21 protein-coding genes are annotated in these 21465 nt (G+C 51.1%); 5 read left to right on the top strand and 16 right to left on the bottom strand.

Going from position 1 to position 21465, the window contains the following annotated elements; translation table 11 throughout:
* Positions 1-51 precede the first annotated feature (51 nt).
* The gene (locus tag PBA01S_RS12490) at positions 52-2358 is read right to left on the bottom strand and encodes a thiamine pyrophosphate-dependent enzyme (RefSeq protein WP_085169490.1); all 2307 of its coding nucleotides are present in this window, start codon (positions 2356-2358) and stop codon (positions 52-54) included.
* 26 nt (positions 2359-2384) lie between these two features.
* On the bottom strand, positions 2385-3392 hold the full coding sequence (locus PBA01S_RS12495; RefSeq protein WP_028539109.1) for a 2-oxoacid:acceptor oxidoreductase family protein: 1008 nt from the start codon (positions 3390-3392) through the stop codon (positions 2385-2387).
* A gap of 221 nt (positions 3393-3613) precedes the next feature.
* Between PBA01S_RS12495 and PBA01S_RS12500 the strand changes: the two genes are divergently transcribed.
* Positions 3614-4516 carry an SDR family oxidoreductase gene (locus tag PBA01S_RS12500; protein ID WP_028539110.1) on the top strand — a complete coding sequence of 301 codons (903 nt, stop codon included), beginning with the start codon at positions 3614-3616 and terminating at the stop codon, positions 4514-4516.
* 72 nt (positions 4517-4588) lie between these two features.
* Here PBA01S_RS12500 and PBA01S_RS12505 read toward each other — a convergent pair whose 3' ends face one another.
* Entirely contained in the window at positions 4589-6088 is a 1500-nt protein-coding gene (locus PBA01S_RS12505; RefSeq protein WP_028539111.1) for an MDR family MFS transporter, read from the bottom strand.
* Positions 6089-6316: 228 nt separating this feature from the next.
* Between PBA01S_RS12505 and PBA01S_RS12510 the strand changes: the two genes are divergently transcribed.
* A complete protein-coding gene (locus PBA01S_RS12510) occupies positions 6317-6922 on the top strand; it encodes a TetR/AcrR family transcriptional regulator (protein ID WP_028539112.1) in 606 nt (201 codons plus the stop codon).
* 150 nt (positions 6923-7072) lie between these two features.
* On the opposite strand, the gene PBA01S_RS12515 is transcribed toward PBA01S_RS12510, so the two are convergent.
* From PBA01S_RS12515 to PBA01S_RS12545, 7 genes are all read right to left on the bottom strand, one after another.
* A complete protein-coding gene (locus tag PBA01S_RS12515) occupies positions 7073-8527 on the bottom strand; it encodes a nicotinate phosphoribosyltransferase (protein ID WP_127576093.1) in 1455 nt (484 codons plus the stop codon).
* Between the two features lie 7 nt (positions 8528-8534).
* Positions 8535-9083 (bottom strand): cysteine hydrolase family protein, encoded by a 549-nt coding sequence (locus PBA01S_RS12520; protein WP_016312363.1) that lies wholly within the window; start codon positions 9081-9083, stop codon positions 8535-8537.
* A 62-nt stretch (positions 9084-9145) separates the two neighbouring features.
* Complete coding sequence (locus tag PBA01S_RS12525) at positions 9146-9922, bottom strand: NUDIX domain-containing protein (protein WP_009223097.1); 777 nt, start codon at positions 9920-9922, stop codon at positions 9146-9148.
* An 89-nt stretch (positions 9923-10011) separates the two neighbouring features.
* Entirely contained in the window at positions 10012-10407 is a 396-nt protein-coding gene (locus tag PBA01S_RS12530; RefSeq protein ID WP_085169476.1) for a PaaI family thioesterase, read from the bottom strand.
* 120 nt (positions 10408-10527) lie between these two features.
* Positions 10528-10980, bottom strand: coding sequence for a YlbF/YmcA family competence regulator (locus tag PBA01S_RS12535; protein WP_016312365.1), 453 nt, complete (start codon positions 10978-10980; stop codon positions 10528-10530).
* Positions 10981-11000: 20 nt separating this feature from the next.
* Positions 11001-12551 carry a tRNA (N6-isopentenyl adenosine(37)-C2)-methylthiotransferase MiaB gene (gene miaB, locus PBA01S_RS12540; RefSeq protein WP_016312366.1) on the bottom strand — a complete coding sequence of 517 codons (1551 nt, stop codon included), beginning with the start codon at positions 12549-12551 and terminating at the stop codon, positions 11001-11003.
* Positions 12552-12733: 182 nt separating this feature from the next.
* Positions 12734-12940 carry a DUF1657 domain-containing protein gene (locus PBA01S_RS12545; protein ID WP_127576100.1) on the bottom strand — a complete coding sequence of 69 codons (207 nt, stop codon included), beginning with the start codon at positions 12938-12940 and terminating at the stop codon, positions 12734-12736.
* A 174-nt stretch (positions 12941-13114) separates the two neighbouring features.
* On the opposite strand from PBA01S_RS12545, the gene PBA01S_RS12550 reads away from it, so the two are divergent.
* The 3 genes from PBA01S_RS12550 to spoVAD are packed head-to-tail and all read left to right on the top strand — an operon-like array spanning position 13115 to position 15481.
* On the top strand, positions 13115-13975 hold the full coding sequence (locus tag PBA01S_RS12550) for a DUF421 domain-containing protein (protein WP_127576094.1): 861 nt from the start codon (positions 13115-13117) through the stop codon (positions 13973-13975).
* Between the two features lie 12 nt (positions 13976-13987).
* Positions 13988-14476, top strand: a complete 489-nt coding sequence (gene spoVAC, locus PBA01S_RS12555) for a stage V sporulation protein AC (protein ID WP_127576095.1) — start codon at positions 13988-13990, stop codon at positions 14474-14476.
* A complete protein-coding gene (gene spoVAD, locus PBA01S_RS12560; protein ID WP_127576096.1) occupies positions 14477-15481 on the top strand; it encodes a stage V sporulation protein AD in 1005 nt (334 codons plus the stop codon). It abuts the gene before it with no gap.
* A 79-nt stretch (positions 15482-15560) separates the two neighbouring features.
* Here spoVAD and pduL read toward each other — a convergent pair whose 3' ends face one another.
* The 6 genes from pduL to PBA01S_RS12590 all read right to left on the bottom strand — a co-directional run bounded on the left by pduL (position 15561) and on the right by PBA01S_RS12590 (position 21342).
* Positions 15561-16133: a phosphate propanoyltransferase gene (pduL, locus tag PBA01S_RS12565; RefSeq protein WP_009223089.1), complete on the bottom strand. Its 573-nt coding sequence runs from the start codon at positions 16131-16133 to the stop codon at positions 15561-15563.
* Between the two features lie 120 nt (positions 16134-16253).
* Positions 16254-17120: a 2-oxoacid:ferredoxin oxidoreductase subunit beta gene (locus PBA01S_RS12570; protein WP_009223088.1), complete on the bottom strand. Its 867-nt coding sequence runs from the start codon at positions 17118-17120 to the stop codon at positions 16254-16256.
* Positions 17107-18882, bottom strand: coding sequence for a 2-oxoacid:acceptor oxidoreductase subunit alpha (locus PBA01S_RS12575; protein ID WP_127576097.1), 1776 nt, complete (start codon positions 18880-18882; stop codon positions 17107-17109). The genes PBA01S_RS12570 and PBA01S_RS12575 overlap by 14 nt, the downstream gene beginning before the upstream one ends.
* 226 nt (positions 18883-19108) lie before the next feature.
* Positions 19109-20062, bottom strand: coding sequence for a dipeptidase (locus PBA01S_RS12580; RefSeq protein WP_085169482.1), 954 nt, complete (start codon positions 20060-20062; stop codon positions 19109-19111).
* Positions 20063-20151: 89 nt separating this feature from the next.
* The gene (locus PBA01S_RS12585; RefSeq protein ID WP_006286829.1) at positions 20152-20412 is read right to left on the bottom strand and encodes a stage V sporulation protein S; all 261 of its coding nucleotides are present in this window, start codon (positions 20410-20412) and stop codon (positions 20152-20154) included.
* 135 nt (positions 20413-20547) lie between these two features.
* Positions 20548-21342: a TIGR00282 family metallophosphoesterase gene (locus PBA01S_RS12590; protein ID WP_028539122.1), complete on the bottom strand. Its 795-nt coding sequence runs from the start codon at positions 21340-21342 to the stop codon at positions 20548-20550.
* Positions 21343-21465 lie beyond the last annotated feature (123 nt).

A 21465-nucleotide genomic window follows, 5' to 3' on the forward strand; every position in this document is an offset into this window, starting at 1 on the left:
GCGCTTGGCCGCTTCCCTTCCAATCTTGTTCGTCTCACTTCCAGCCTGTTTTTAGAGATACGGGTGTTCGTGTTTAGCCAGAAGGATTTTCCAACGCCGTTCTACTTCTTGTTCGAATTCCGCCAAAGCATCGGCGTTCTCTGGCTTCGTCAAGTGGCGAGTCTTGCCCATCGTCTTCAGCCAATCCGCCAGCGGAATACGTTTACCCTTCTCCTCCGGGTTATACGTAATGGTCGTTTGACCATGCTCTACCTCGTACAGCGGGAAGAAGCAGGAGTTGACGGCAGCATCGATGATGTTGGTGCCCTGATCGTCCGGCGAAATCCAGTTGAGCGGGCAAGCTGTTAATATTTTACCATAAACAAGTCCTTCATTTTGGGCGTACCATTGAGCTTTGGCTGCTTTCTTCACCAAATCCTGCGGGTAAGCCTCACTGCCGGTAAACACGTAAGGAATGTTGGTGGCCGCCATGATTTGCGGTGTGTCTTTGTGCTGGAACGTTTTGCCCTGCTGCACTTTGCCGATGTTCGACGTAGAGGTCCGATGACCCAACGGGGTCGAATACGACAGTTGTGCTCCCGTATTCATGTATCCTTCGTTATCATACTCGATGATGATCATTTTATGACCGCGCAGGGCTGCACCGATTGCTGGCCCCATGCCGATGTCCATGCCCCCGTCGCCGGTAACCATCACGAACGTAAAATCGTCCTTCAGGCCAAGCTCGTCGAGTTCGCCGCGGCGTTTTCTTTCCCAGAACATTTCAACGACACCGGACAACGTAGCTGCACCGTTCTGGAACAGGTTATGGATGTACGTCGCTTTATGGGATGAATACGGATATCCGGTCGTGACGACCATCGCGCAGCCGGTGTGGAACAGAGCCACAATATCGCCTTCAATCCCTTTAAAGAACAGCTCTAGACCGGAGAAAATTCCGCAGCCTGGGCAGGCTCCATGCCCCGGTGCAATCCGCTTAGGCTTCTTCGTTAATGCGCGAAGCGGCGGAATACGCACGCCCAGCTTGCCGGTTTCTTCATTCTTCGTGACCGTAATCAGGCCGGTTTTCAAGTCCTCAAACTTCAGCGGATTCAGCACCCGCTTAGGCGCTTTCTCCGGATCCCCCGGAGTATGTCCATAGTAATCAAACGGAACTTCGACCTGGCCCGTCTTCGCCGCTTCAATCGCCAATTGGAAGAAGTGGTGGCCGTCCTCGGCATAAAACTCTTTGCCACCCAGCCCGTATATCCGGCTGATGACCTTTGTTGTATGATTGCCATGCGTGAACAACGCCGCCTTAATCTCATTCACCATATTGCCGCCATAAGCGCCGTAGGAATCCCCGCGGTCGCCTACTGTGATGGCTTTCACGTTCTTCAGTGCTTCGGCAATTTGCTTTGAAGGGAAAGGCCGAATCATGTTTGGTGCGATCGAGCCGGCTTTGATACCTTGACGGCGTAAATCGTCTACAACGTCCTTAATAATTTCAGATGCCGAGTTCATGAGGAACACCGCGACTTCGGCATCTTCCATCCGGTACAGATCCAGCATTTTATATTCGCGTCCGGTCAGTTCGGCATATTCGCCGGCAATCCGTTCAAAGACGCGTTCCGCATTGTACATCGCTACAGACTGCTGATAGCAGTTATTGATGTAATCCGGCTCGTTCATATACGGCCCGACGGTAATCGGGTTGTTGCGATCCAGCGTATGCGGGAAGTCCCCCGGCGGCCGTTCCCCAACGAATTTCAATACATCTTCCCGGTTCGCGAAGGTATGCACGCGCCGTTTCTGGTGGGACGTGAAGTATCCGTCGGACGCAACCAGGACCGGCAGTCTTACTTCTGGATCCTCGGCCAGCTTGATCGCGATGAGGTTCATATCGTATACCGCTTGCGGATCACGGCACATTAGAATCGGCCAGCCAATGTTCAGTGCAAAATAAAGGTCCGAATGATCGCCGTGAATATCGAGCGGTCCGGAGATGGAGCGGCAAACCAAGTTCATAACCATAGGAAAGCGTGTGCCGGATTGTACCGGCAATTGCTCCAGCATGTACAGGAATCCTTGAGCACTGGTCGCGTTAAAAACCCGGCCGCCGGCTGTTGAAGCACCGTAACAAATACCAGCCGAGCTATGTTCGCCGTCCGATGGAATCAGCTTAATATCATGCTGGCCGTTTGCTTTCATTAAATCAAGGAATTGTGCTACCTCGGTAGAAGGGGAAATCGGAAAGTACCCCATAATATGATAATTGATCTGGCTGGCTGCATAAGCTGCCATTTCATTTCCTGACTCATATACCACGCGCTGCTCAACTGTACCGGAGCGGCGTTCTTTCTCCAAATCGATCGCCATGATGAACATACCACCTTTCCTGCGTATTAGCGTATCGCCAAATCAAACAGATGCGGTACGCGATGCGCTTCCGCATACCCTTCTTCCTCACGCTCCCCGGACAAGGCGTCCGTGGGACAAGCGTGAATACATTTCAAGCATCCTTTGCAATATTGATAGTCGATGCCCTTTAAGAACATTTGCGGTCGGCCCTTCTTATCGGGGCGTTCCTCCCAGACGAAGCAGTTATCCGGGCAGACGTTATCGCATTGGGCGCAGTGAATACAAGACTCCTCTTTAAAATGCGGCATCATCCCGGAACGGGAAATGCTAAGATCCTTCAGGATACTGTTGCCCGGATTGATAATTAGCCCGCCGATCGGTTGAGTCTCATAACCAAGTACCGGCGTATCCGCACGAACGAAGGCCGGCATGCTTACCCCTTCCGGCAAAGCAAACGTCTCAAAGACAACTTCTTGATATCCCCGCTCAAACGTCGCAATCGCGGGGGCTACGGTTTGTGGATATTTCTTCTCCAACGACTTGCGGATTACGTCTTTCATCGTTTCGGGATCGAGGAATGGGCATAACCGGAATAAGGCACCCAGCATCGCCATGTTCACCCGGTTCTTCTCTTCAAGCGCAATACCCGTCGCATCGATCACTGCGATCGTGCCGCCGATCAGCTTCATTTTCTCCTTTAGCTCCTGCGGAGTTTTGCGCGAATTCACCAATACGGTGCTGTCCTCATAAATGCCGCTGATCACGTTCACCGTTTTGGCAAGTGCCTCATGAAAGATTCCTACAATATGCGGGCGTTCCACAGGCGATGTATCGCGAATCGGTGTATTCAGATCGCAGAAGCGGATATGCGCCTTAACCGGGGACCCTTTTTTCTCCGAGCCATAAGAAGAAAAGCTGACCCCATTTAGTCCGGCTCCTTCAACCCCGGCTTCGGCCAGCATTTTCCCTGCCAAGTTCGCACCCAGCCCACCAATGGATTCCAGTCGGATTTCAAAAAATCCCAGCTCGTTTAATTTCGGTAATTGTACCACGCGCTTGTCTCCCTTCTTCGCAAATGCGAGCTCTTCACGACGTAAATAAGTGCTAAACATCACATCAAAAGATATCTTTCTTAATTTTAAAATTTATCATAGATGCGATGTGACTTATGTAACAAATGTCATATAGACATTCTTGTCTGGGCGAATACACCACCCCGCACAGAAATGAATAGGATAGCGGTAAAACGTCTTTCAGGAGGAACCCCAAAAGCATGATACCCACGTACCCTTATTACAGCTCGAAAACGGTTTGCCAAGAACAACCGATGACCTTCCCGCCGCAACATCAACCAAGACAACCCGGCCTAGAAACGCTGATGGTTCCGCCCCCAATCTCCGAAAATCCCGCTTATGTCGGCAGCGGCAAATTAAAGAACAAGGTCGCGATCCTAACTGGCGGCGACAGCGGGATCGGGAGAGCGACTGCGATTGCTTTTGCCAAGGAAGGCGCAGATTTAGCCATCGTTTATCTGGATGAACACGAGGATGCCCAAGCAACGAAACGGCGCGTTGAGGAGCTGGGCCGGCGATGCTTGCTCATTCCCGGCGACTTGCGCCAAGAAGCTTTCTGCCATGCGGTGATTCATCATACTCTGCATCATTTTGGGAAGATCGATATCCTGGTGATCAACCAAGCTGTTCAATTTCCTCAGCAGCAAGGGATCGAGGCGATTTCGACCGAACAGCTGTACCAAACCTTTGCCACCAACATCTTCCCTCATTTCTACCTGACCCAAGCTGCGCTTCCCTATTTGCGACCCGGCAGCACGATTATCAGCACCGCCTCGATCACCGCTTATGCCGGCGCTCCGCTGCTGATTGATTATTCCTCAACCAAAGGCGCTGTCGTTTCCTTTACCCGGTCCTTGGCATTGTCCCTCGTCCATCGAGGTATCCGTGTCAATGCGGTGGCGCCGGGACCGATTTGGACTCCGCTGATCCCTTCCAGCTATTCTGCGGAATACGTGTCCACGTTTGGCCTGGAAACGCCGATGAAGCGAGCGGGGCAGCCATTTGAATTGGCACCGGTCTACGTATTCCTGGCCTCCGACGATTCCAGCTTTGTGACCGGGCAAACGATTCATGTCAATGGCGGTGCAATGATAACGAGTTAACCCTTTTGGGGAAACGACAAAAAGCACCCTTTCCAGAAGGAAAGAGTGCTTTTCACATGTTACTTCACGATGTTAATGACCAGCCATTAGGCTAGGATCCGGCTGAGTCCCTTCACTTGCTGAATCCTTGCCCGCTTCGGCTTGCTTCTTCGGCTTAGATAAGAATAAGGTCAATAGGAAACCAACCGCGGCAATGCACGATGCCAGGAAGTAGGTGTCCCCAAAACCGGACGCGGCTGCCTCCAGCGGATTTCCGCCCTGTGCTGCCTCCTTCATGTAACTGCTGATTTGTGAAGTGAGATAACCCGTTAAGCCGGCTACCGCGAAGGAGACGATGACTTGCTGCGCCGCCGTCATGAGCGGGGTCACCCGAGCTACCAAGTGGCGTGGCGCAGAGTTTAGAATATGCGTGTTCAGCGGCATCATCGTCAGGCCCATCCCGCCGCCAAGCAAGCCAAGCGGCACCAGCACCATCGCCAGCGGCGTTTCCGCAGTAATCCGCGATAACAGGAACAAGGCCGTCGATACGATGCCAAGGCCGATGAAGGCCAGCGGCCGCGCACCAACCCGGTCAAACAAGCGACCACTGATCGGCATGAAGAATGCTGACATCAGCGCTTGCGGCAGCAGATAAATCCCGGTTTCCAATGCGTTGTAGCCTCTAACTTGTTGCAGGTATAACGGAGTCAGAATCATCGAACCGAACAACGCTGCTTGGGCAATCCACACCAAGATGATCCCTCGGGTAAAATGAGATGAACGGAACACCCGCAATTCAAGCAGCGGCTGTTGATGTCTGATCTCGACAATGATGTACAGTAGTAAGGCAAGTCCCCCTACGCTAAGACCTGTAATCGTCGACGCCGAGGTCCAGCTGGTTCCCCCTTCACTCACACCATAGGTCAACATCGCAAAGGCGATGGGAGCCAAGATCATCCCCAGTTTATCCAACTGCGGTGCCTCCCGCCGACTGGATCTCGGCAAGAAACGCAGACCAATCAGAAATGCGACAATTCCGATCGGCAGATTGATCAGAAAAATCCAATGCCAGCTGACGTTCTCCACCAGCCAACCGGACAACACCGGACCGAGGGCTGGCGCCATCAGCATCGGTACACCCAGCGCCCCCATGACAGCCCCTCGTTTCTCAGGCGGTGCCAGCTTAAACACCATTGCAAACCCGATCGGCGAAACCATCCCGCCACCCAGACCTTGAATGATGCGATAAACGATCAACTGCTCCGGCGTTTGCGCCACGGCACATAACACCGACCCTATCGTAAACAATGCGATCGTCATTAAGAAAATACGTTTCTCCCCAAATTTATCGGTCATCCATCCGGCTAACGGAATGACGGCAGATAAAGCAAGGGTATACCCTGTGATCGTCCATTGCACCGTCTTTAAATCGGTTGCGAAGAAGTCGACCAGCTTAGGAACGGCTACATTCACCACCGTGCTGTCCAAAATGACCATAATCATCCCAACGATGACAGCCATCAGCGGTGCGATGATCGAACGGATGGAAAATTCTTTGTTATCGATCGAACTCTCCACAGTATGATTCGGCATCCTCTCACTCAGCTTTCTTTCTATATTTTAAACACCGTTTTAAACAATGTTTAACACAAATTTAAACGGAACCCGCAGTTTTGTCAAGGCATTTGTCTTCGGTGGCTTCTGTAAGATCTGGTTCTCACTTCCTTCGCCCTGATGTCTTATTCTTGACACTTGGAGTAAGCGCGTATTATGGTAGTTTCTATACGGGCAGTAGATTGGATGGCATAAAGGAGCGAAATCATGAGCAATTGTGCCGAGGGGCTGACAACCAAACAGAATATTCTTCAGGCGACGTTGGACCTCATTAAAACAGAAGGGGCCGATCAAGTGACCTTGCGCAAGATTACGGCTGCGGCCAATGTCAATTTAGCTCTGGTGAACTACCACTTTGGTTCGAAGGACAACTTGATTAACGAAGCGCTGAAAATGCTGCTGACGACGTTTCAAGCCAACTTTGATGTCTTGGGTGATACTTCGCTATCTCCTAAAGATCGTCTAAAAGCGTTTCTACTCCAATATGTGGATTCAGTATTGCAATACCCTGGTCTACTGCATGAAGTCTTAGGCAAAGGACGAATTACTTTCGAATCCCGGCAAGACTTCACCGATTTTATGAAGACGACGGGATTCAGTAAAATCACCTCCGTGTTGGAGGAAATTACCGGTGAGTCCAATTCGGATATCCTCTTTATTATGATGATGCAGATCAATGCAGCCGTCCTCTTCCCGCTCGTCTTAGCCAAGCAGATTAAGCAAATGGAGAACCGTCCGAGCAAAGAAATCGTTGAGCGGCAAATCGATATTCTGTTTGATCATTATTTTGCGAAATATGATTCGTGTCGTTAACTTGTCGAATTCAGCGTTCGATCCGCCGATTTATAGCGCTTTTTGCGCTTTCCCGAGAAATAATCATTTCCCGAACTATAAAAATAAAGATCGCTTCATCGCCGATTTGGCGAGAAGCGATCTTTCTGTCTTCAGAGAGGCTAGAACTGGTTAATCCTCTTGCTGCCCCATATATTCCTCGATCATCTTTTGTTTTAACTCCCAGGCTTCCTGGCTTAAACTGATGCGGTAAATTTCCGGGTTCAGCTTACGCAGGTATTCCGGCCAAAATAAGTTTAACTGCTCGCGGTGATACTCACGAATCTCATCCAACGTTGGCAGCTTGTATACGAGCTCGCCTTCCACGAAAATCGGCTGCAGCATGGGCACTGCTTCATAGTTTTTGACCGACTTCTTGATGTAGGGGTGAACCGGATCAAACAAGCGGAGCTTGCCGCCCGTCCGTGCTTGATGTTCATGCGGAAAACAGATGTAATCCGCAATTGCTTTGCCGCTTTCTTTGCTGACAATGCGCAATACGTCTTTTTTGCCGGGGTTCGTGACCTTCTCGGGATTGCCGGAAATCTTGATCGCAGGCACCATTTGACCGTCCTTCTCCCGTTCCACCAGCTTATAGACTCCTCCGAGAGCCGGTTGGTCCGCTGCTGTAATCAACTGAGTCCCTACGCCCCAAATATCGATCTTCGCCCCTTGTGCCTTCAGGTTAAAGATCGTATTCTCGTCCAAGTCGTTGGACGCGACGATTTTGACATAAGGTAAGCCGGCGTCATCCAGCATTTTACGGGCTTGAATCGACAAATACGCTAGATCGCCGCTGTCCAAACGGATGCTGGCGAGTCGCTTGCCGACGGTTTCCAGCATTTTCCCAGTACGGATTGCATGCGGGACCCCGCTTTTGAGCGTGTCATACGTATCGACGAGCAGTGAAACCTGATCCGGCAACGCTTTGGCATACAACTCGAACGCTTCCTGCTCCGAATCGAAGATTTGCACCCATGAGTGGGCATGTGTTCCTCGGGTCGGAATGCCAAAAATCTCCCCAGCGAGCAAGTTGGATGTCCCATCAAAACCTGCCAGATACGCCGCCCGGGCCCCCCAGATCGCCGCATCTGCCTCTTGTGCCCGGCGGGTGCCAAATTCCAGCAACACGTCGTTCTCGGCAACTCGTTTCACTCGTGAGGCTTTGGTGGCAATTAAGGTCTGGAAGTTCATAAAGTTCAGCAATGCCGTCTCAATCAGCTGCGTCTCCATTATGGTGCCTTCAACGCGGATCAACGGCTCGTTCGGGAAGCAAAGCGCCCCTTCGGCCATCGACAGCAGCGTGCCTTTAAATTCAAAGTTACGCAGCAATTCCAGAAATTCCGGCTTATAGTTCTCTTCTTGTTTGTCCAAATACGCTAAATCCTCTTCCGTAAACCGCAGCTGCCGGATATAGTCCACGATCCGCTCCAAGCCTGCAAACACCGCATACCCGTTGCCAAACGGCAGCTTGCGGAAGTAGGCCTCAAATACGGTCCTCCGCAAATGCGTTCCGTTCATCCAATGCGCATAGATCATGTTGATCTGATATTTATCGGTATGCAGTGCTAAACCCGTGGTTGGCATCGCCTGTTCATCCTCTCTGGCTGTTCGTTACGTTTGCTCCTAAACTGGTGCGGAAATGCCCCAGCGCCCAGGTATGTCCCTCCGGGTTAAAGCTGGCTACCGCATCTTCGTATACTGTAATTGCAAATCCCTTGTTATAAGCATCCACCGCCGTATGCAGCACGCAAATATCCGTGCACACGCCGATCAGATGCACCTCCGTAATACCGCGTTCCCGGAGCTTCAGCTCCAGGTCCGTTCCACAAAACGCGCTGTATCTCGTCTTATCCATCCAATAGATGCGGTCCTGGTTCTTCGCATACACCTCAGACAACCGCCCGTACAACGCACGGCCTTCCGTATCCCTCAGATTGTGGGGAGGAAACAGCTTCGTTTCCGGATGCAGGTGGTCTTCCCGCTCGTGCAGATCTACGGCCATCACGACAAAATCCCCTTGCTTCACAAAGGATTCCGTTATCCGGCAAATCGCCGGTTCAATATCGATGGCCGGCTGGCCCACCGGAAGGTTACCGTCCACGAAATCCTTCGTATAATCGATGACGATCAGAGCTTTCATGATTTCACTCTCCCTTCACACATTCCATTTGCCGCAACTAATATTTCATTATGTAAAATATCTTAAGTGTAAATCGAAAGCCGCGGGGTGTAACCAGTAAACCGGTACAATTGAGCCGGCCGTTGCGAATATTGGTTAGACAACATCGGCTTGCCATTCTCGTCACGCACTTCTTCCAGTATCCCCTGACGACTGCGCGTCGATGTAATTTTGCGGATAAAATTCAGCTCTTCAAAGTCTGGAACGACCGTTTGAATCACCTGATACAATTCGCCGAGAGTGAAATGCGGCGGCAAAAATTGCTTCGCAATCGTCGTATGCAGCATCTGCTGCTGAATCCGTTTATAAGCGTCTTGCAAAATCTCGCGGTGGTCGAAAGCGAGCTGCAGATCCTCTAAGGCTTCTCGAACGGTAAACAGACCAACCTCTTGGGCATCATCCGCCGATTGCCGTTTCTCCAGCACCCATTCCTCTACTAACGCGAAAAAAGCGTGGGAGATAATCCAGCCGCGCGGGTCCCGCCCCGGCTTGCTGTAGACCCCCAAATATTCAAGATGTGAGCCGTCGACGCCGGTTTCTTCCTTCAGTTCACGGCGCGCGGTTTCATACAGCGATTCATCTTCCTGCGAGAAACCGCCCGGCAACGCCCAGGCTCCGGCGAACGGCCAGCTCCGCCGACGGATCAGCATGACCTTCAGATCGAAGCGCGGCAGCGATTTGGTCGATGCTTTTCGTTCCTGCCTCGTCAACGTAAACATGACGATGTCGGCCGGGATTCCGTCCGGCGTGCGATATTTTTTAACCTCATTAACTACCTGCTTTTGTTCTTCGTTCATCATGTATCACCACATCGTCTAGGATAACGCCGGCCGTTGGATGTCCGGCACTTACGAATTCAAGCGATCTAAACTGGAAGACGGCCCCCTGCTCACTTCGGTAAGCGGAACGTTGCCGTCGATATACATCCGAGGGTACCTTCTTCGTTACGAACCTCAGAGCGGAGCGTTAGCGTCCGATGGGTCTCATGGATTGGCATCGCCGACACCACCAGCTCCCCTGTACGCATAGGGCTTAGAAAATTAACATTCAAATGAGTTGTGACTCCAAGCTTCCCTTTAATCGTTGCTACCAACGTGCCCATCGCTTGATCCATCATGGACGACAGCACGCCCCCATGGACGATGCCCATGGAATTGAGATGGGATGCCCCCGCTGTAAGCCCCAGCTTCACCAGGGATTTGTCGGCAGAAATCAGACGCAATCCGAGTAACCCCCAGAACGATTGCTCATCCCGCCGCAGTACTTCTTCGCTCCATTCATCCATCTCGGTGTCCCCCCTATCCTTGCTTCTCTTTATATTATAATATTCCTTTGAAACGTTGCTTCACTCATAATAGACAAGATGAAAAAAAGCGGAGGGGTTGCCTCCGCACAACTGCCTCGCTTACTCTCCGTATCCGGATGAAACAGCCGGCTCACTGCCCGACTCGACGTTCACTTTGCTGGCTACCGTATCGCGGATGACGGAAACGACGAGCTGGAGCAGATAATTGATATCGCTTTGGCTCTGCTGGAACTCCGTCACAAGCGGAATCTGGTCGAGTTCATCCTGCAGCTCCTCGATTTCACGTTCGATCTTCTGCACCATAGCCTGATTCTGGAACGTTTCAAATGCGACGATTTCCTTCTGTTTCTTCTTAATGGCACTGATCAGAGTCTGTACACGTTCATGCTTCTGGATCAGCTTCTCGGCCTTCTGAAATTGCTGAACCTCTTCACTGGTACCGATCAGTTCAGCCAGTTCTTTCGCCTTCTTCATAATGTCCTCGCGGATGACCAGGTCCCGCGAATCGTACTTCGGAATTCCGCAATCGGTATGATCTTTGTGCTGTTCCATTGTCAATAACCTCCCCTGCATTACGCCAATTTGGCGGTTTGCTCTACGAGCTTACCTTTGATGTACCAAGTCATCGGATCGGTAATCTCCACCTGGACAAACGTTCCGATCAATTCCGTGCTGCCCTCAAAATGGACAAGCTTGTTGGTGCGTGTACGTCCGGATAACATATGGGCGTTGTTCTTACTTTCGCCTTCGACCAGCACTTCAACGATCTGTCCACGCAGCGCTTCGTTACTGTTGCGGCTAAATTCGTTGAGGGTATCGTTTAACTTCATAAGCCGCGCTTTCTTCACTTCCATCGGGACAGTATCTTCCATCACGGCAGCCGGCGTACCTTCCCGCGGCGAGTAGATAAAGGTATACGCCGAATCGTACCCCACCTCGCGCACGAGGGATAAAGTTTCCTCAAACTGTTCCTCAGTTTCACCCGGGAATCCAACGATAATGTCCGTGGTGAGGACAACGTTTGGGATTTTCGCCTTGATTTTGCGCACCAATTCAAGGTAATGCTCGCGCGTATACTTGCGGCTCATCTTCTTCAACACTGCGCTGCTGCCCGATTGAACCGGCAGATGAATGTGCTCCACCAAGTTTCCGCCTTTGGCCAGAACATCGATCAGCGCATCGTCAAAATCGCGTGGATGCGAGGTCGTAAACCGAACGCGCGGAATATCGATTTGACGGATATCGTCCATTAGATTCGCGAACGTATAGTTGATGTCGGTAAAATCCTTGCCGTAGGCATTGACGTTTTGGCCCAGCAGCGTGATCTCTTTATAGCCTTGACGCGCCAGCTCACGTACTTCGGCAATGACGTCCTCTGGACGGCGGCTGCGTTCCTTGCCTCGCGTAAACGGTACGATGCAATACGTACAGAACTTGTCGCATCCGTACATGATGTTCACCCATGCCCGCATACCTTCGCGCTTCTTCGGCAGGTTCTCGATAATGTCGCCTTCCTTGGACCAAACCTCAACGACCATCTCTTTGCTGAACAGCGCTTCTTGAATGAGGTATGGCAAACGGTGAATGTTGTGTGTCCCGAAGATCATATCCACAAAACTGTGCTTCTGCAGGATGCGCTTCACAACACCTTCCTCTTGCGACATACAACCGCAAACGCCCAGCAGCAAATCCGGCTTCTCTGTCTTAAGAGTCTTCAGGTGACCCAATTCACCAAACACCTTGTCCTCTGCGTTCTCCCGAATTGCACAGGTGTTCAGCAAAATAATGTCTGCCACTTTACGATCCTCGGTCGCACGGTAGCCCATCTGCTCCAGCAAACCTTTGATCGTTTCGGTGTCATGCTCGTTCATCTGGCAGCCAAACGTATAGACGATATAATGCTTGCCAACGCCAATTCCCTTCAGATCTTCCGGAACGGCATTCTCGTACAGCACCTTGACGTCTTCTTTCCCGCGTTGCTTCTCTTTGCGTTGGTTCGGCTCAGACAAAATTTGAATATCCCGGCCACGGATTCGGATCTTCTTCCCTCGTTCATCCTCCGAAATGACCCGGGCGTCCGAGAAGTCAAAGTATTTGGCGTAATCTTTCGTTTCCTTAGCCATGTGCCCGTTCACTCCTTTACCTGATCTATCTTCGTTCCATATGGGCATCGTTATCATTCTTAAAAATGCATTACACTAAATTATAACATGGCCAGGCTTCGATATCCAGATAAACGCCGTCTCCCTAGAAACGCAAATAGACCCGTTCGAATGAACGGGTCCTTGTGGAATAATCATCACAGTTAGAATCCCTTGTATTGAGGTTCTTCGCTTTCCAGCTGTGCTACGCGGCTTTCTACTTGCGTTACGATTTGTTGCGTTTGTTGGGCACATTGCATAAACAGATCTTTAGCTTGTTGGTTTTGCGTGCTTAATGCGAATTGCTCCAGGCTCGCTTGCGCGCTTTTTAACGAAGCTAAGGTTGTTTTGACTTGAGAGGCTACTGTCACAATTTCACCACCTTTACTTTGTTTATATTGCTTATGCACAATGCCTAATTTCACCTGCGCAAAACGGATTCATACGCCCAACTAAGCTTCCACATATTGTCTTAGTAAATTTACGTATCCCCGCGCATAATTGGGATATATCGCCTTGGATTGTCTACGAAAGGAGCATTGCTCATGCCGTTGTGGTTGGAAGTTATCGTCCGAACGTTGGTGGCTGTTGTCATCTTATTTGTGCTCACCCGGCTGCTCGGAAAAAGGCAGATTTCCCAGCTTTCCTTCTTTGAATACATCACCGGGATTACGATTGGGAGCATTACCGCCTACATCTCCCTAGATATTAACACCGACTGGTATCTCGGCATCATTGCCGTTACCGTCTGGTTTCTCGTCTCGCTTGGCATTGAGTTTTTACAGCTCAAAAGCAAGAAAGCCCGAGACATGATCGACAGCAGCAGTACGGTGTTGATCAAGGATGGCAAAATTCTGGAGGAAAATCTGAAGAAGGAAAAGCTGACCAACGAGGAACTCATGGAACAGCTGCGGAAGAAGAGCATCTTCAAAGTCGCGGAAGTCGAGTTTGCCGTCATGGAGCCCGATGGTCAAATCAACGCGATGTTGAAGAGCGAATATCAGCCAATTACGCCGGCTCACTTAGGGATCAAAGTAGCTCCTCAGCCTGAACCGCAAACCGTCATTATCGACGGAAAAATTATGGACGAACCGCTCGCTACACTGGGACTCAATCGGAAGTGGCTGAACACCGAGCTAGAGAAGCTGGGCGTTTCTCTGGATAACGTCAATTTAGGACAGGTTGATGCCTACGGCCAGCTTTACGTCGATTTGTACGACGACCAGATCACTGTTCCGCAGCCTCAAGTCAAACCCGTCCTGCTAGCCCAATTGAAAAAGTGCGAAGCCGATCTCGAGATGTTCGCGCTCTCGACAGACGAGGAAGAGGCCAAGAAGCTGTATGGCGATTGTTCGGAGAAGCTGCAGAAGGTTATCGATCAAGTCAAACCGTTATTAATTCAATAGGAGGATGGGAGCATGGCCAAGAAAAAAAACAAGCAATTGACTCCTACGCAGCAGCAGTATCAACGGCTGGCACATGCCCATGAGCCAAAGCGCCCGGTGGCTGTCAATTGTCTGAGAGCCTTTTTGGTCGGCGGATTGATATGCCTGATTGGAGAATGTATCCGACAGGCCTTTATCCATTTTGCCCATATGAGCGAAAGAGAGGCCGCCAATCCGACCGTCGCCATTCTCGTCATCTTGTCCGTGCTGCTCACGAGCTTTGGTGTCTATGACAAAATCGCTCAGTGGGCCGGAGCAGGTACCGCTGTTCCTGTCACGGGATTTGCCAACTCGATGGCATCGACGGCGATTGAGCATCGCCCGGAAGGTCTGGTGCTGGGCGTAGCTGCAGGCATGTTTCAATTAGCCGGTTCCGTCATCGTGTTTGGTACGGTGGCTGCTTTTATCATCGGCTTGATATACGCGGTGTTTATCCCAGGGTATACCGGAGGTGGGCACTAAATGCTGAAAGGCCATCAAAGCTGGGTATTTGAAAATAAACCTAAAATCATTAGCAGCGCTACTGTGGTGGGGCCATTTGAAGGCCAAGGACCGCTCGCTGAAGATTTTGATGTGATCCATGCCGACCTCTATATTGGTCAAGACAGCTGGGAGAAAGCCGAAAAGACACTGCTCGAAGAATCAGCGCAGTTAGCGATCAGACATGCCGGGTTAACGAAGGAACAGATTCAATTCTACTTCGGCGGCGATCTGATGAATCAGATCATCAGCAACAGCTTCGCCGCACGGACGTTAAGCATTCCGTATATCGGCATGTTTGGCGCCTGCTCAACCTCGATGCAGACGCTGGCGATGGCCGCCTATGTCGTCAATTCCGGAGGCGCGAAATATGCCGTAGCTGGAACGTGCAGTCATAACGCCAGTGTGGAGAAGCAATTCCGCTACCCGACCGAATACGGGTCACAGAAGCCGCCCACCGCGCAGTTCACGGTCACTGGCTCGGGCTCCGTCGTTTTATCCCCTGAAGGAGAGGGGCCTTCGGTAACGTCAGCTACGATGGGCAAAGTCATCGACATGGGCATCACCGACCCATTTAATATGGGCGCTGCAATGGCACCGGCCGCTGTCGATACGATCCAGGCTCACTTCCGGGACCTGGAGATCGAGCCATCTTACTATGACCTGATCGTCACGGGGGACTTGTCCAAAGTCGGCTATGCCATCGCGAACGATCTGTTCGTCCGGCACAACTTCCCCATCAAGCAGACGACCTATATGGATTGCGGGATGATGATTTACGACTACGAGAAGCAACAGGTCCAAGCCGGCGCCAGCGGCTGCGCCTGCTCCGCCGTCGTCACTTACGGCCATCTGCTGAACCGGATGAAACGCGGGGAATTAAAACGAATCCTCGTCGTGGCCACCGGGGCGTTGCTCTCTCCGCTCTCCTACCAGCAAGGCGAGAGCATCCCCTGCATCGCCCACGCGGTATCCATCGAAGCTTAAAGCTGAATATACCAAAAAGGGCTCGCCCCGGCATTCACAGCCGTTGGGCAAGCCCTTTATTTTTTTCAACTGTCACCAATTAGTCGATGATCTCTGCCGTGTCGCCTGTCTTCGCACCAGCCGCGTTCGCTTCGTCCGTATCGATATGCATATCGAGGGCAAAGTTGTCAGATACGCGTGCAATGACGTTCTCCAGCACCAAGCCGCGTTCTCCACTCAAGCGAACTTTCAGCAGCTGCTTGTCTTTGATGCCCCATTTCTCCGCATCGGAAGTATGGAAATGAATGTGGCGCGCAGCAACGATAACGCCTTGCTCCAATTCGATTTCCCCGGCAGGACCTTTCACCTTGATGCCAGGCGTACCTTCAATGTTACCCGATTCGCGCACCGGAGCTTTAACCCCTAATGCAAACGAATCTGTACGGGAAATTTCCAACTGGGATGCCGGACGAGCTGGACCCAAAATACGAACTTTATCGAACTGTCCTTTTGGTCCGATGACTGCCACTTGTTCATTCGCAGCAAATTGTCCCGGTTGGGACAGCGGTTTGAATTCCGTCAGTTGATAGCCTTGTCCAAACAAAATCTCAATGTGCTCCTGCGTCAAATGGATATGACGCGCGGATACGCCGACAGGTACAGTTTTGCTCATGTCTACAAACACTCCTCGTATATTCTCTATATCGATGACGATTCACATCGCTACTCATTATACACCTAATGGAGAAAAAAAGAAAAAGGCGTCCACCAGAAATGGACACCTTTTACCTGATTATTTGAATTCTGCTACAAGATTGTCAAACTCGCTTTCAGAAAGCGCCAGCGATTGATGAACCAGCGGTTCTTTCTTAAAGCCGTGAACCAGATCTTCGTAGCATTTCTTCTCTTTGTTCTGATAGATCAATCCGGTAATCATGCCGTTCGTCTCCATCAGCTTCGCCATGGCCATCGCCCGGTTGCTTGGATCATAATCCGGAACGGTCTCAAGATTGATGATGTTCTCTTTAAACCAGTCGTACGTATTTACCTTGTTAAAGGTAACGCATGGACTGAATACGTTGATCAAGGAGAAGCCTTCGTGCTGGATGCCTTGCTCGATCAAGGAAGTCAGCTGCTTCAAATCACTGGAGAACGATTGCGCTACGAAAGTGGCACCCGAAGCCAAAGCGATTTCGAGCGGCGACAAAGTCGATTCTACCGAGCCTTCCGGCGTACTCTTCGTCTTAAAGCCTTCACCGCTGCGCGGAGAGGTTTGCCCCTTGGTCAACCCATAGATTTGGTTGTCCATGACAATGTAGGTGATGTTGATGTTCCGGCGAATGGCATGTACTGTGTGTCCCATCCCGATCGCAAAGCCATCGCCGTCGCCGCCGGAAGCGATGACGGTCAAGTCGCGGTTGGCCAACTTCACGCCTTGGGCGATTGGCAGCGCACGGCCGTGAATCCCGTGCAATCCGTAAGCGTTGATATATCCGGAGATCCGACCGGAGCAACCAATCCCGGAAATCACAGCGAGTTGCTCAGGTTCAAGCCCTACATTCGCTGCAGCGCGTTGGATTGCGGCTTGAATGGAGAAATCGCCGCATCCCGGACACCAGTTAGGTTTAACGTTGTTACGGAAATCTTTAAACGTTGCCATTTTTCACCAACTCCTCCTGCGCTTTCTTCCCGGCTGCCTTCTTGCACTCTTCGTAGACTTCCGAAGGAAGGAACGGATTGCCGTTATATTTCAGGACATTCACGATTTTGTCGTGGTAACCTACGTTTTGTTTAATCAGGTTAGCCAATTGGCCCGTTGCGTTGTTCTCCAGAACAACGACTTTCTTCGCCTTCTCGATTTGCGGCAACACTTGCTCCGTTGGGAACGGATGCAGCAAGCGCACCGTCATGTGGTTCGTCTTCAAGCCGTCCTCCGACAGGCGGATGCGAGCTTGATCAATCGTGCCACCCGTAGAGCCCATGCCGATGATCAGCAGATCTGGTTCAGCATGCGGGGCTTGAAGGTGAATCGGATTCGTGACCTCCAGATTGGCCAGCTTCCGCAAACGCTTATCCATCATTTTCTTCCGGTTCACCGGACTTTCCGACGGACGACCGGATTCATCGTGTTCCACCCCAGTCACATGGTGAATGCCGTTCTTCTCACCTGGCAGCACCCGCGGGGAGATCCCGTTTTCCGTAAAGGCGTAGCGGTTGAACATGCTTGAATCTTCACGATCTGGAATATCCTTCACCAGGTAACCGCGATCGATCATAACTTTGTTGAAATCGAGCATTTCGCAGGACTGCTTCCCGAGGGATAATTGCAGGTCCGTCACCACGATAACAGGCACCTGATATTTGTCAGCCAGGTTGAACGCCTCTACCGTATCGTAGAAGCACTCTTCAATCGAACTAGGCGCAATCACGATCTTCGGAATTTCCCCATGCGTACCGTAGATGAGCGCGTTGATATCACTTTGCTCCTGCTTCGTCGGCAGGCCTGTACTTGGACCGCCGCGTTGTGTATCAATGATTACGACTGGCGTTTCGGTCATGCCAGCCAGTCCGATCGCTTCCATCATGAGGGACAAGCCAGGTCCCGCCGATGCAGTCATCGTACGAACGCCTGCATAACTCGAACCAATCGCCATCGTAATCGCTGCAATCTCATCTTCGGTCTGAATCACTGTACCGCCAAATTTCGGCAATTTTTTGATTAAATATTCCATAATTTCAGAAGCAGGGGTAATCGGGTAAGCACTCATGATCCGGCAACCTGCCGCAACAGCCCCCAGGCCAATCGCTTCGTTGCCGATCATAAACAGCTTCTGCTTGCCATCCGCCGGCTCGAGTTTGAACTCTTCCAGAGGTCCTCCGGCAAGCTCAAGCACGAAATCCGCGCCCCGTTTCACTGCTTCGATATTTTTCTCAACAATCGCAGGTCCTTTGCGGCCGAACTCCTCTTCCACCGCTTTGTTAAAGACTTCAAGCGGAAGACCGAGCAGCGCCCATGAGGCACCGGAAGCAACCATGTTCTTCATCAGCGAAGTTCCAAGCTCCTCGGCAATGCTCGTAATCGGCACCGGGAACAAACGGGCATCCACGCCCTCCGGTACGGTCGGGTTAAACTTAGCGTCCGCTACAATAACCCCGCCGCTGCGCAATTCATGTGCATTCAAATCGATACTTTCTTGGTCAAAAGCGACTAAAATGTCCAAGTCGTCGGAAATCGCACGAATTGGCTTGGTACTGATCCGGATTTTGTTATTCGTATGACCGCCTTTGATACGGGAGGAGAAATGCCGATACCCGTACAAATAATATCCCAGCCGGTTCAAAGCCGTCGAAAAAATCCGGTCTGTACTTTCAACGCCCTCTCCCTGCTGTCCACCGATCTTCCAAGACAATTGACTAATCAAGATCGCCCACCCCTTTAATCGTATCGCAATGGAAAAATAGAGAATAATAAAAGTGTAGAATGTTAACGTGCAAGAGGTCACATTCCGGCCAATTGTTTGTGAACATTCTGTTTCAGAGTCATGTCAATTTTATGTCTACACTTGGCAAAAAGCAAGCGTTTTCTAGCCTTTTTTCATATAGTAGTTTTCGATCAATTCGTTCTCACAATTGGATGAATTAAAGCGCTTACTTGTGAGAAGGCAACCAAGCGCGCAGGAATGCGGCTGCATTGTCGTACAACCATCCGCGAACAAGCTCTTCCGGGTAATATTTCAGCAAAGTCTCCTGCCAATTTGCGTACTGACCCGTATGCCGGAAATCGGTCAAATGGGTGTCGATCCCGTCAAAGTCGGATCCGAACATCAGGTGCTTCGCTCCGCCCAATGAACAGATCCGTTCGATATGCGGCAGCAAATCTTTGGTGGTTGCATGTTTCCCCTCTTTGACGAACCAAGGCACAAAGGTCACTCCAATTCGCCCGCCGAGCTTAATAATCGCCTGGATCTGGTCGTCACGGAGGTTTCGTGGATGGGGGCAAATCTGATAGGCGTTAGAATGGGAAGCGATAAACGGCTTGCCCGCGGCCTCCGCCAGCTCTTGAAGCTCCCAAAATCCTTTGACCGACAAATGCGAGACATCCAAAATGATGCCGAGCTCATGGCACAACTTCACCAGCTCTAACCCAGCCGGAGTAAACCCGCCGTTTCTCGGCTCCATCACCCCGTCCGCAGCCCAGTTGGCATAGTTCCATGTCAACCCGAGTAACCGCACACCCTTCTCATAACATACACGGACATATTGCAGGTTTCCCTCAAGCCCGTCCGCTCCTTCCAGCGACAATAGCCCACCAATTCCCCCTCCTTGCTCCAGGGTATTCAAGTCTTCAGCAGTTTGTACAGGGAGCACACCCAGCGGGAGAACCCGTTCACGAAACAAATCGATCTGTTCAAGAATATGTTCCATTTTCGCTGGCCCTAACTCACTGGATAGAAATATGGCGAACGTCTGCAGCTTCACTCCGCCTTCCTCCAATCGGCGAAGATTGACGTCCAACCGGCGGTCATGGGCAAAATCCAGCTTCGGGTCTAACTGCAATTTACTCAAAGCATCACAATGAAAATCGATAATGGGCAGGTTCATAATAATCCTCCTCGTTACGAACATTTTAGCTCAAAACAAACAAAAAAGCCTGTCTACGAAACGTAAACAGGCATCATTCTATCCAAAACTTATCTCGGTTCTACGATCAGTTTAATCGCGGTCCGATCCTCACCATCGATGACGATGTCGGTAAAAGCAGGAATGCAAATCAAGTCCACACCGCTTGGCGCGACGAATCCCCGGGCGATCGCAACGGCTTTGATGGCTTGGTTAAGAGCACCCGCCCCAATGGCCTGAAGTTCAGCAGCGCCACGTTCTCTTAGGACGCCAGCCAACGCACCGGCAACGGAGTTGGGGTTGGATTTTGCTGAAACCTTTAATACTTCCATGGTTAGTACCTCCCTGGGAATATTCGTTGGATTCCACTACTTAGAAGATATTCGTGAGAATCTGGGATATTCCTTCTTTTTCCCCGAGGAGAAAGTTTCGAGAGGACTTGATTTATCGGACTTCTTGGCGATGAACTAGTCCATAATCCACTCGTCTTCCAGCAAACGAATTTTTTGAATCTTCTGGGCTTTGCCCGTAGATTCATCTATATCGACAATGACCGCGTGGAAATGCCATTTCCCTTCGCAGACTTGGAACCGAACCGGAAGCTGTGTGGTGAACTTGCGCAGCACGGCCGTCCGTTCCATGCCCAGGATGCCTTCACGTGAGCCAACCATACCGGCATCGGTCAAGTAAGCCGTCCCTTGCGGCAGGATCGTGTCGTCGTTACTTTGCACATGAGTGTGCGTCCCCACAACGATCGAAGCGCGACCGTCAAGATACCAACCCATGGCGATTTTTTCCGAAGTGGCCTCGGCATGGAAGTCGACCAGAATACACTTGTGCTTCTTGGATAGTTGACCGATGATTTCATCCGCAACCCGGAACGGGTCATCAAGCGGCGGCAAAAAAGTGCGGCCCATCAAATTGACCACGGCCAGCTCTTTCCCATTTGCCTTAATCACAGTGTACCCTAATCCGGGCGTACCCGGCGGGTAGTTAGCCGGCCGGACCATTCGCGGCTCTTGATCGATGAAGTCGAAGATTTCTTTATTGTCCCACGTGTGGTTCCCCATCGTTAAGCCGTGAATGCCTTGATCGAAAAACTCTTTGGCGATGTTGGCGTTAATGCCCCGGCCTGCCGCAGCGTTTTCGCCGTTCGCAATGATGATATGCGGGTTATATTTCGATTTTAAATGAGGCAGCGTGGCCTTTAGCGCTTTGCGCCCCGTATTTCCGACGATATCTCCGATAAACAGAACTTTAATGCTGGTTCCCTCCTCTGACTACTACCCCTTGCAGCATGTGAGCTCAAGGCATATCCAAGCAAATCATAACCACCCGTCCAACGGGTGGTTTGCTCTTGGGGTATAACCCCTTGTTGCCAAACT

The sequence above is a fragment of the Paenibacillus barengoltzii NBRC 101215 genome (genome assembly GCF_004000745.1).
Lineage (GTDB): Bacteria > Bacillota > Bacilli > Paenibacillales > Paenibacillaceae > Fontibacillus > Fontibacillus barengoltzii.

What these genes read in the sequence shown, in the direction of transcription:
- PBA01S_RS12490 (WP_085169490.1), bottom strand. Translation starts at nt 2,358, where the DNA reads ATGGCGATCGATTTGGAGAAAGAACGCCGCTCCGGTACAGTTGAGCAG.
- PBA01S_RS12500 (WP_028539110.1), top strand. Translation starts at nt 3,614, where the DNA reads ATGATACCCACGTACCCTTATTACAGCTCGAAAACGGTTTGCCAAGAA.
- PBA01S_RS12505 (WP_028539111.1), bottom strand. Translation starts at nt 6,088, where the DNA reads ATGCCGAATCATACTGTGGAGAGTTCGATCGATAACAAAGAATTTTCC.
- PBA01S_RS12510 (WP_028539112.1), top strand. Translation starts at nt 6,317, where the DNA reads ATGAGCAATTGTGCCGAGGGGCTGACAACCAAACAGAATATTCTTCAG.
- PBA01S_RS12515 (WP_127576093.1), bottom strand. Translation starts at nt 8,527, where the DNA reads ATGCCAACCACGGGTTTAGCACTGCATACCGATAAATATCAGATCAAC.
- PBA01S_RS12520 (WP_016312363.1), bottom strand. Translation starts at nt 9,083, where the DNA reads ATGAAAGCTCTGATCGTCATCGATTATACGAAGGATTTCGTGGACGGT.
- PBA01S_RS12525 (WP_009223097.1), bottom strand. Translation starts at nt 9,922, where the DNA reads ATGATGAACGAAGAACAAAAGCAGGTAGTTAATGAGGTTAAAAAATAT.
- PBA01S_RS12530 (WP_085169476.1), bottom strand. Translation starts at nt 10,407, where the DNA reads ATGGATGAATGGAGCGAAGAAGTACTGCGGCGGGATGAGCAATCGTTC.
- PBA01S_RS12535 (WP_016312365.1), bottom strand. Translation starts at nt 10,980, where the DNA reads ATGGAACAGCACAAAGATCATACCGATTGCGGAATTCCGAAGTACGAT.
- miaB (WP_016312366.1), bottom strand. Translation starts at nt 12,551, where the DNA reads ATGGCTAAGGAAACGAAAGATTACGCCAAATACTTTGACTTCTCGGAC.
- PBA01S_RS12550 (WP_127576094.1), top strand. Translation starts at nt 13,115, where the DNA reads ATGCCGTTGTGGTTGGAAGTTATCGTCCGAACGTTGGTGGCTGTTGTC.
- spoVAC (WP_127576095.1), top strand. Translation starts at nt 13,988, where the DNA reads ATGGCCAAGAAAAAAAACAAGCAATTGACTCCTACGCAGCAGCAGTAT.
- spoVAD (WP_127576096.1), top strand. Translation starts at nt 14,477, where the DNA reads ATGCTGAAAGGCCATCAAAGCTGGGTATTTGAAAATAAACCTAAAATC.
- pduL (WP_009223089.1), bottom strand. Translation starts at nt 16,133, where the DNA reads ATGAGCAAAACTGTACCTGTCGGCGTATCCGCGCGTCATATCCATTTG.
- PBA01S_RS12570 (WP_009223088.1), bottom strand. Translation starts at nt 17,120, where the DNA reads ATGGCAACGTTTAAAGATTTCCGTAACAACGTTAAACCTAACTGGTGT.
- PBA01S_RS12580 (WP_085169482.1), bottom strand. Translation starts at nt 20,062, where the DNA reads ATGAACCTGCCCATTATCGATTTTCATTGTGATGCTTTGAGTAAATTG.
- PBA01S_RS12585 (WP_006286829.1), bottom strand. Translation starts at nt 20,412, where the DNA reads ATGGAAGTATTAAAGGTTTCAGCAAAATCCAACCCCAACTCCGTTGCC.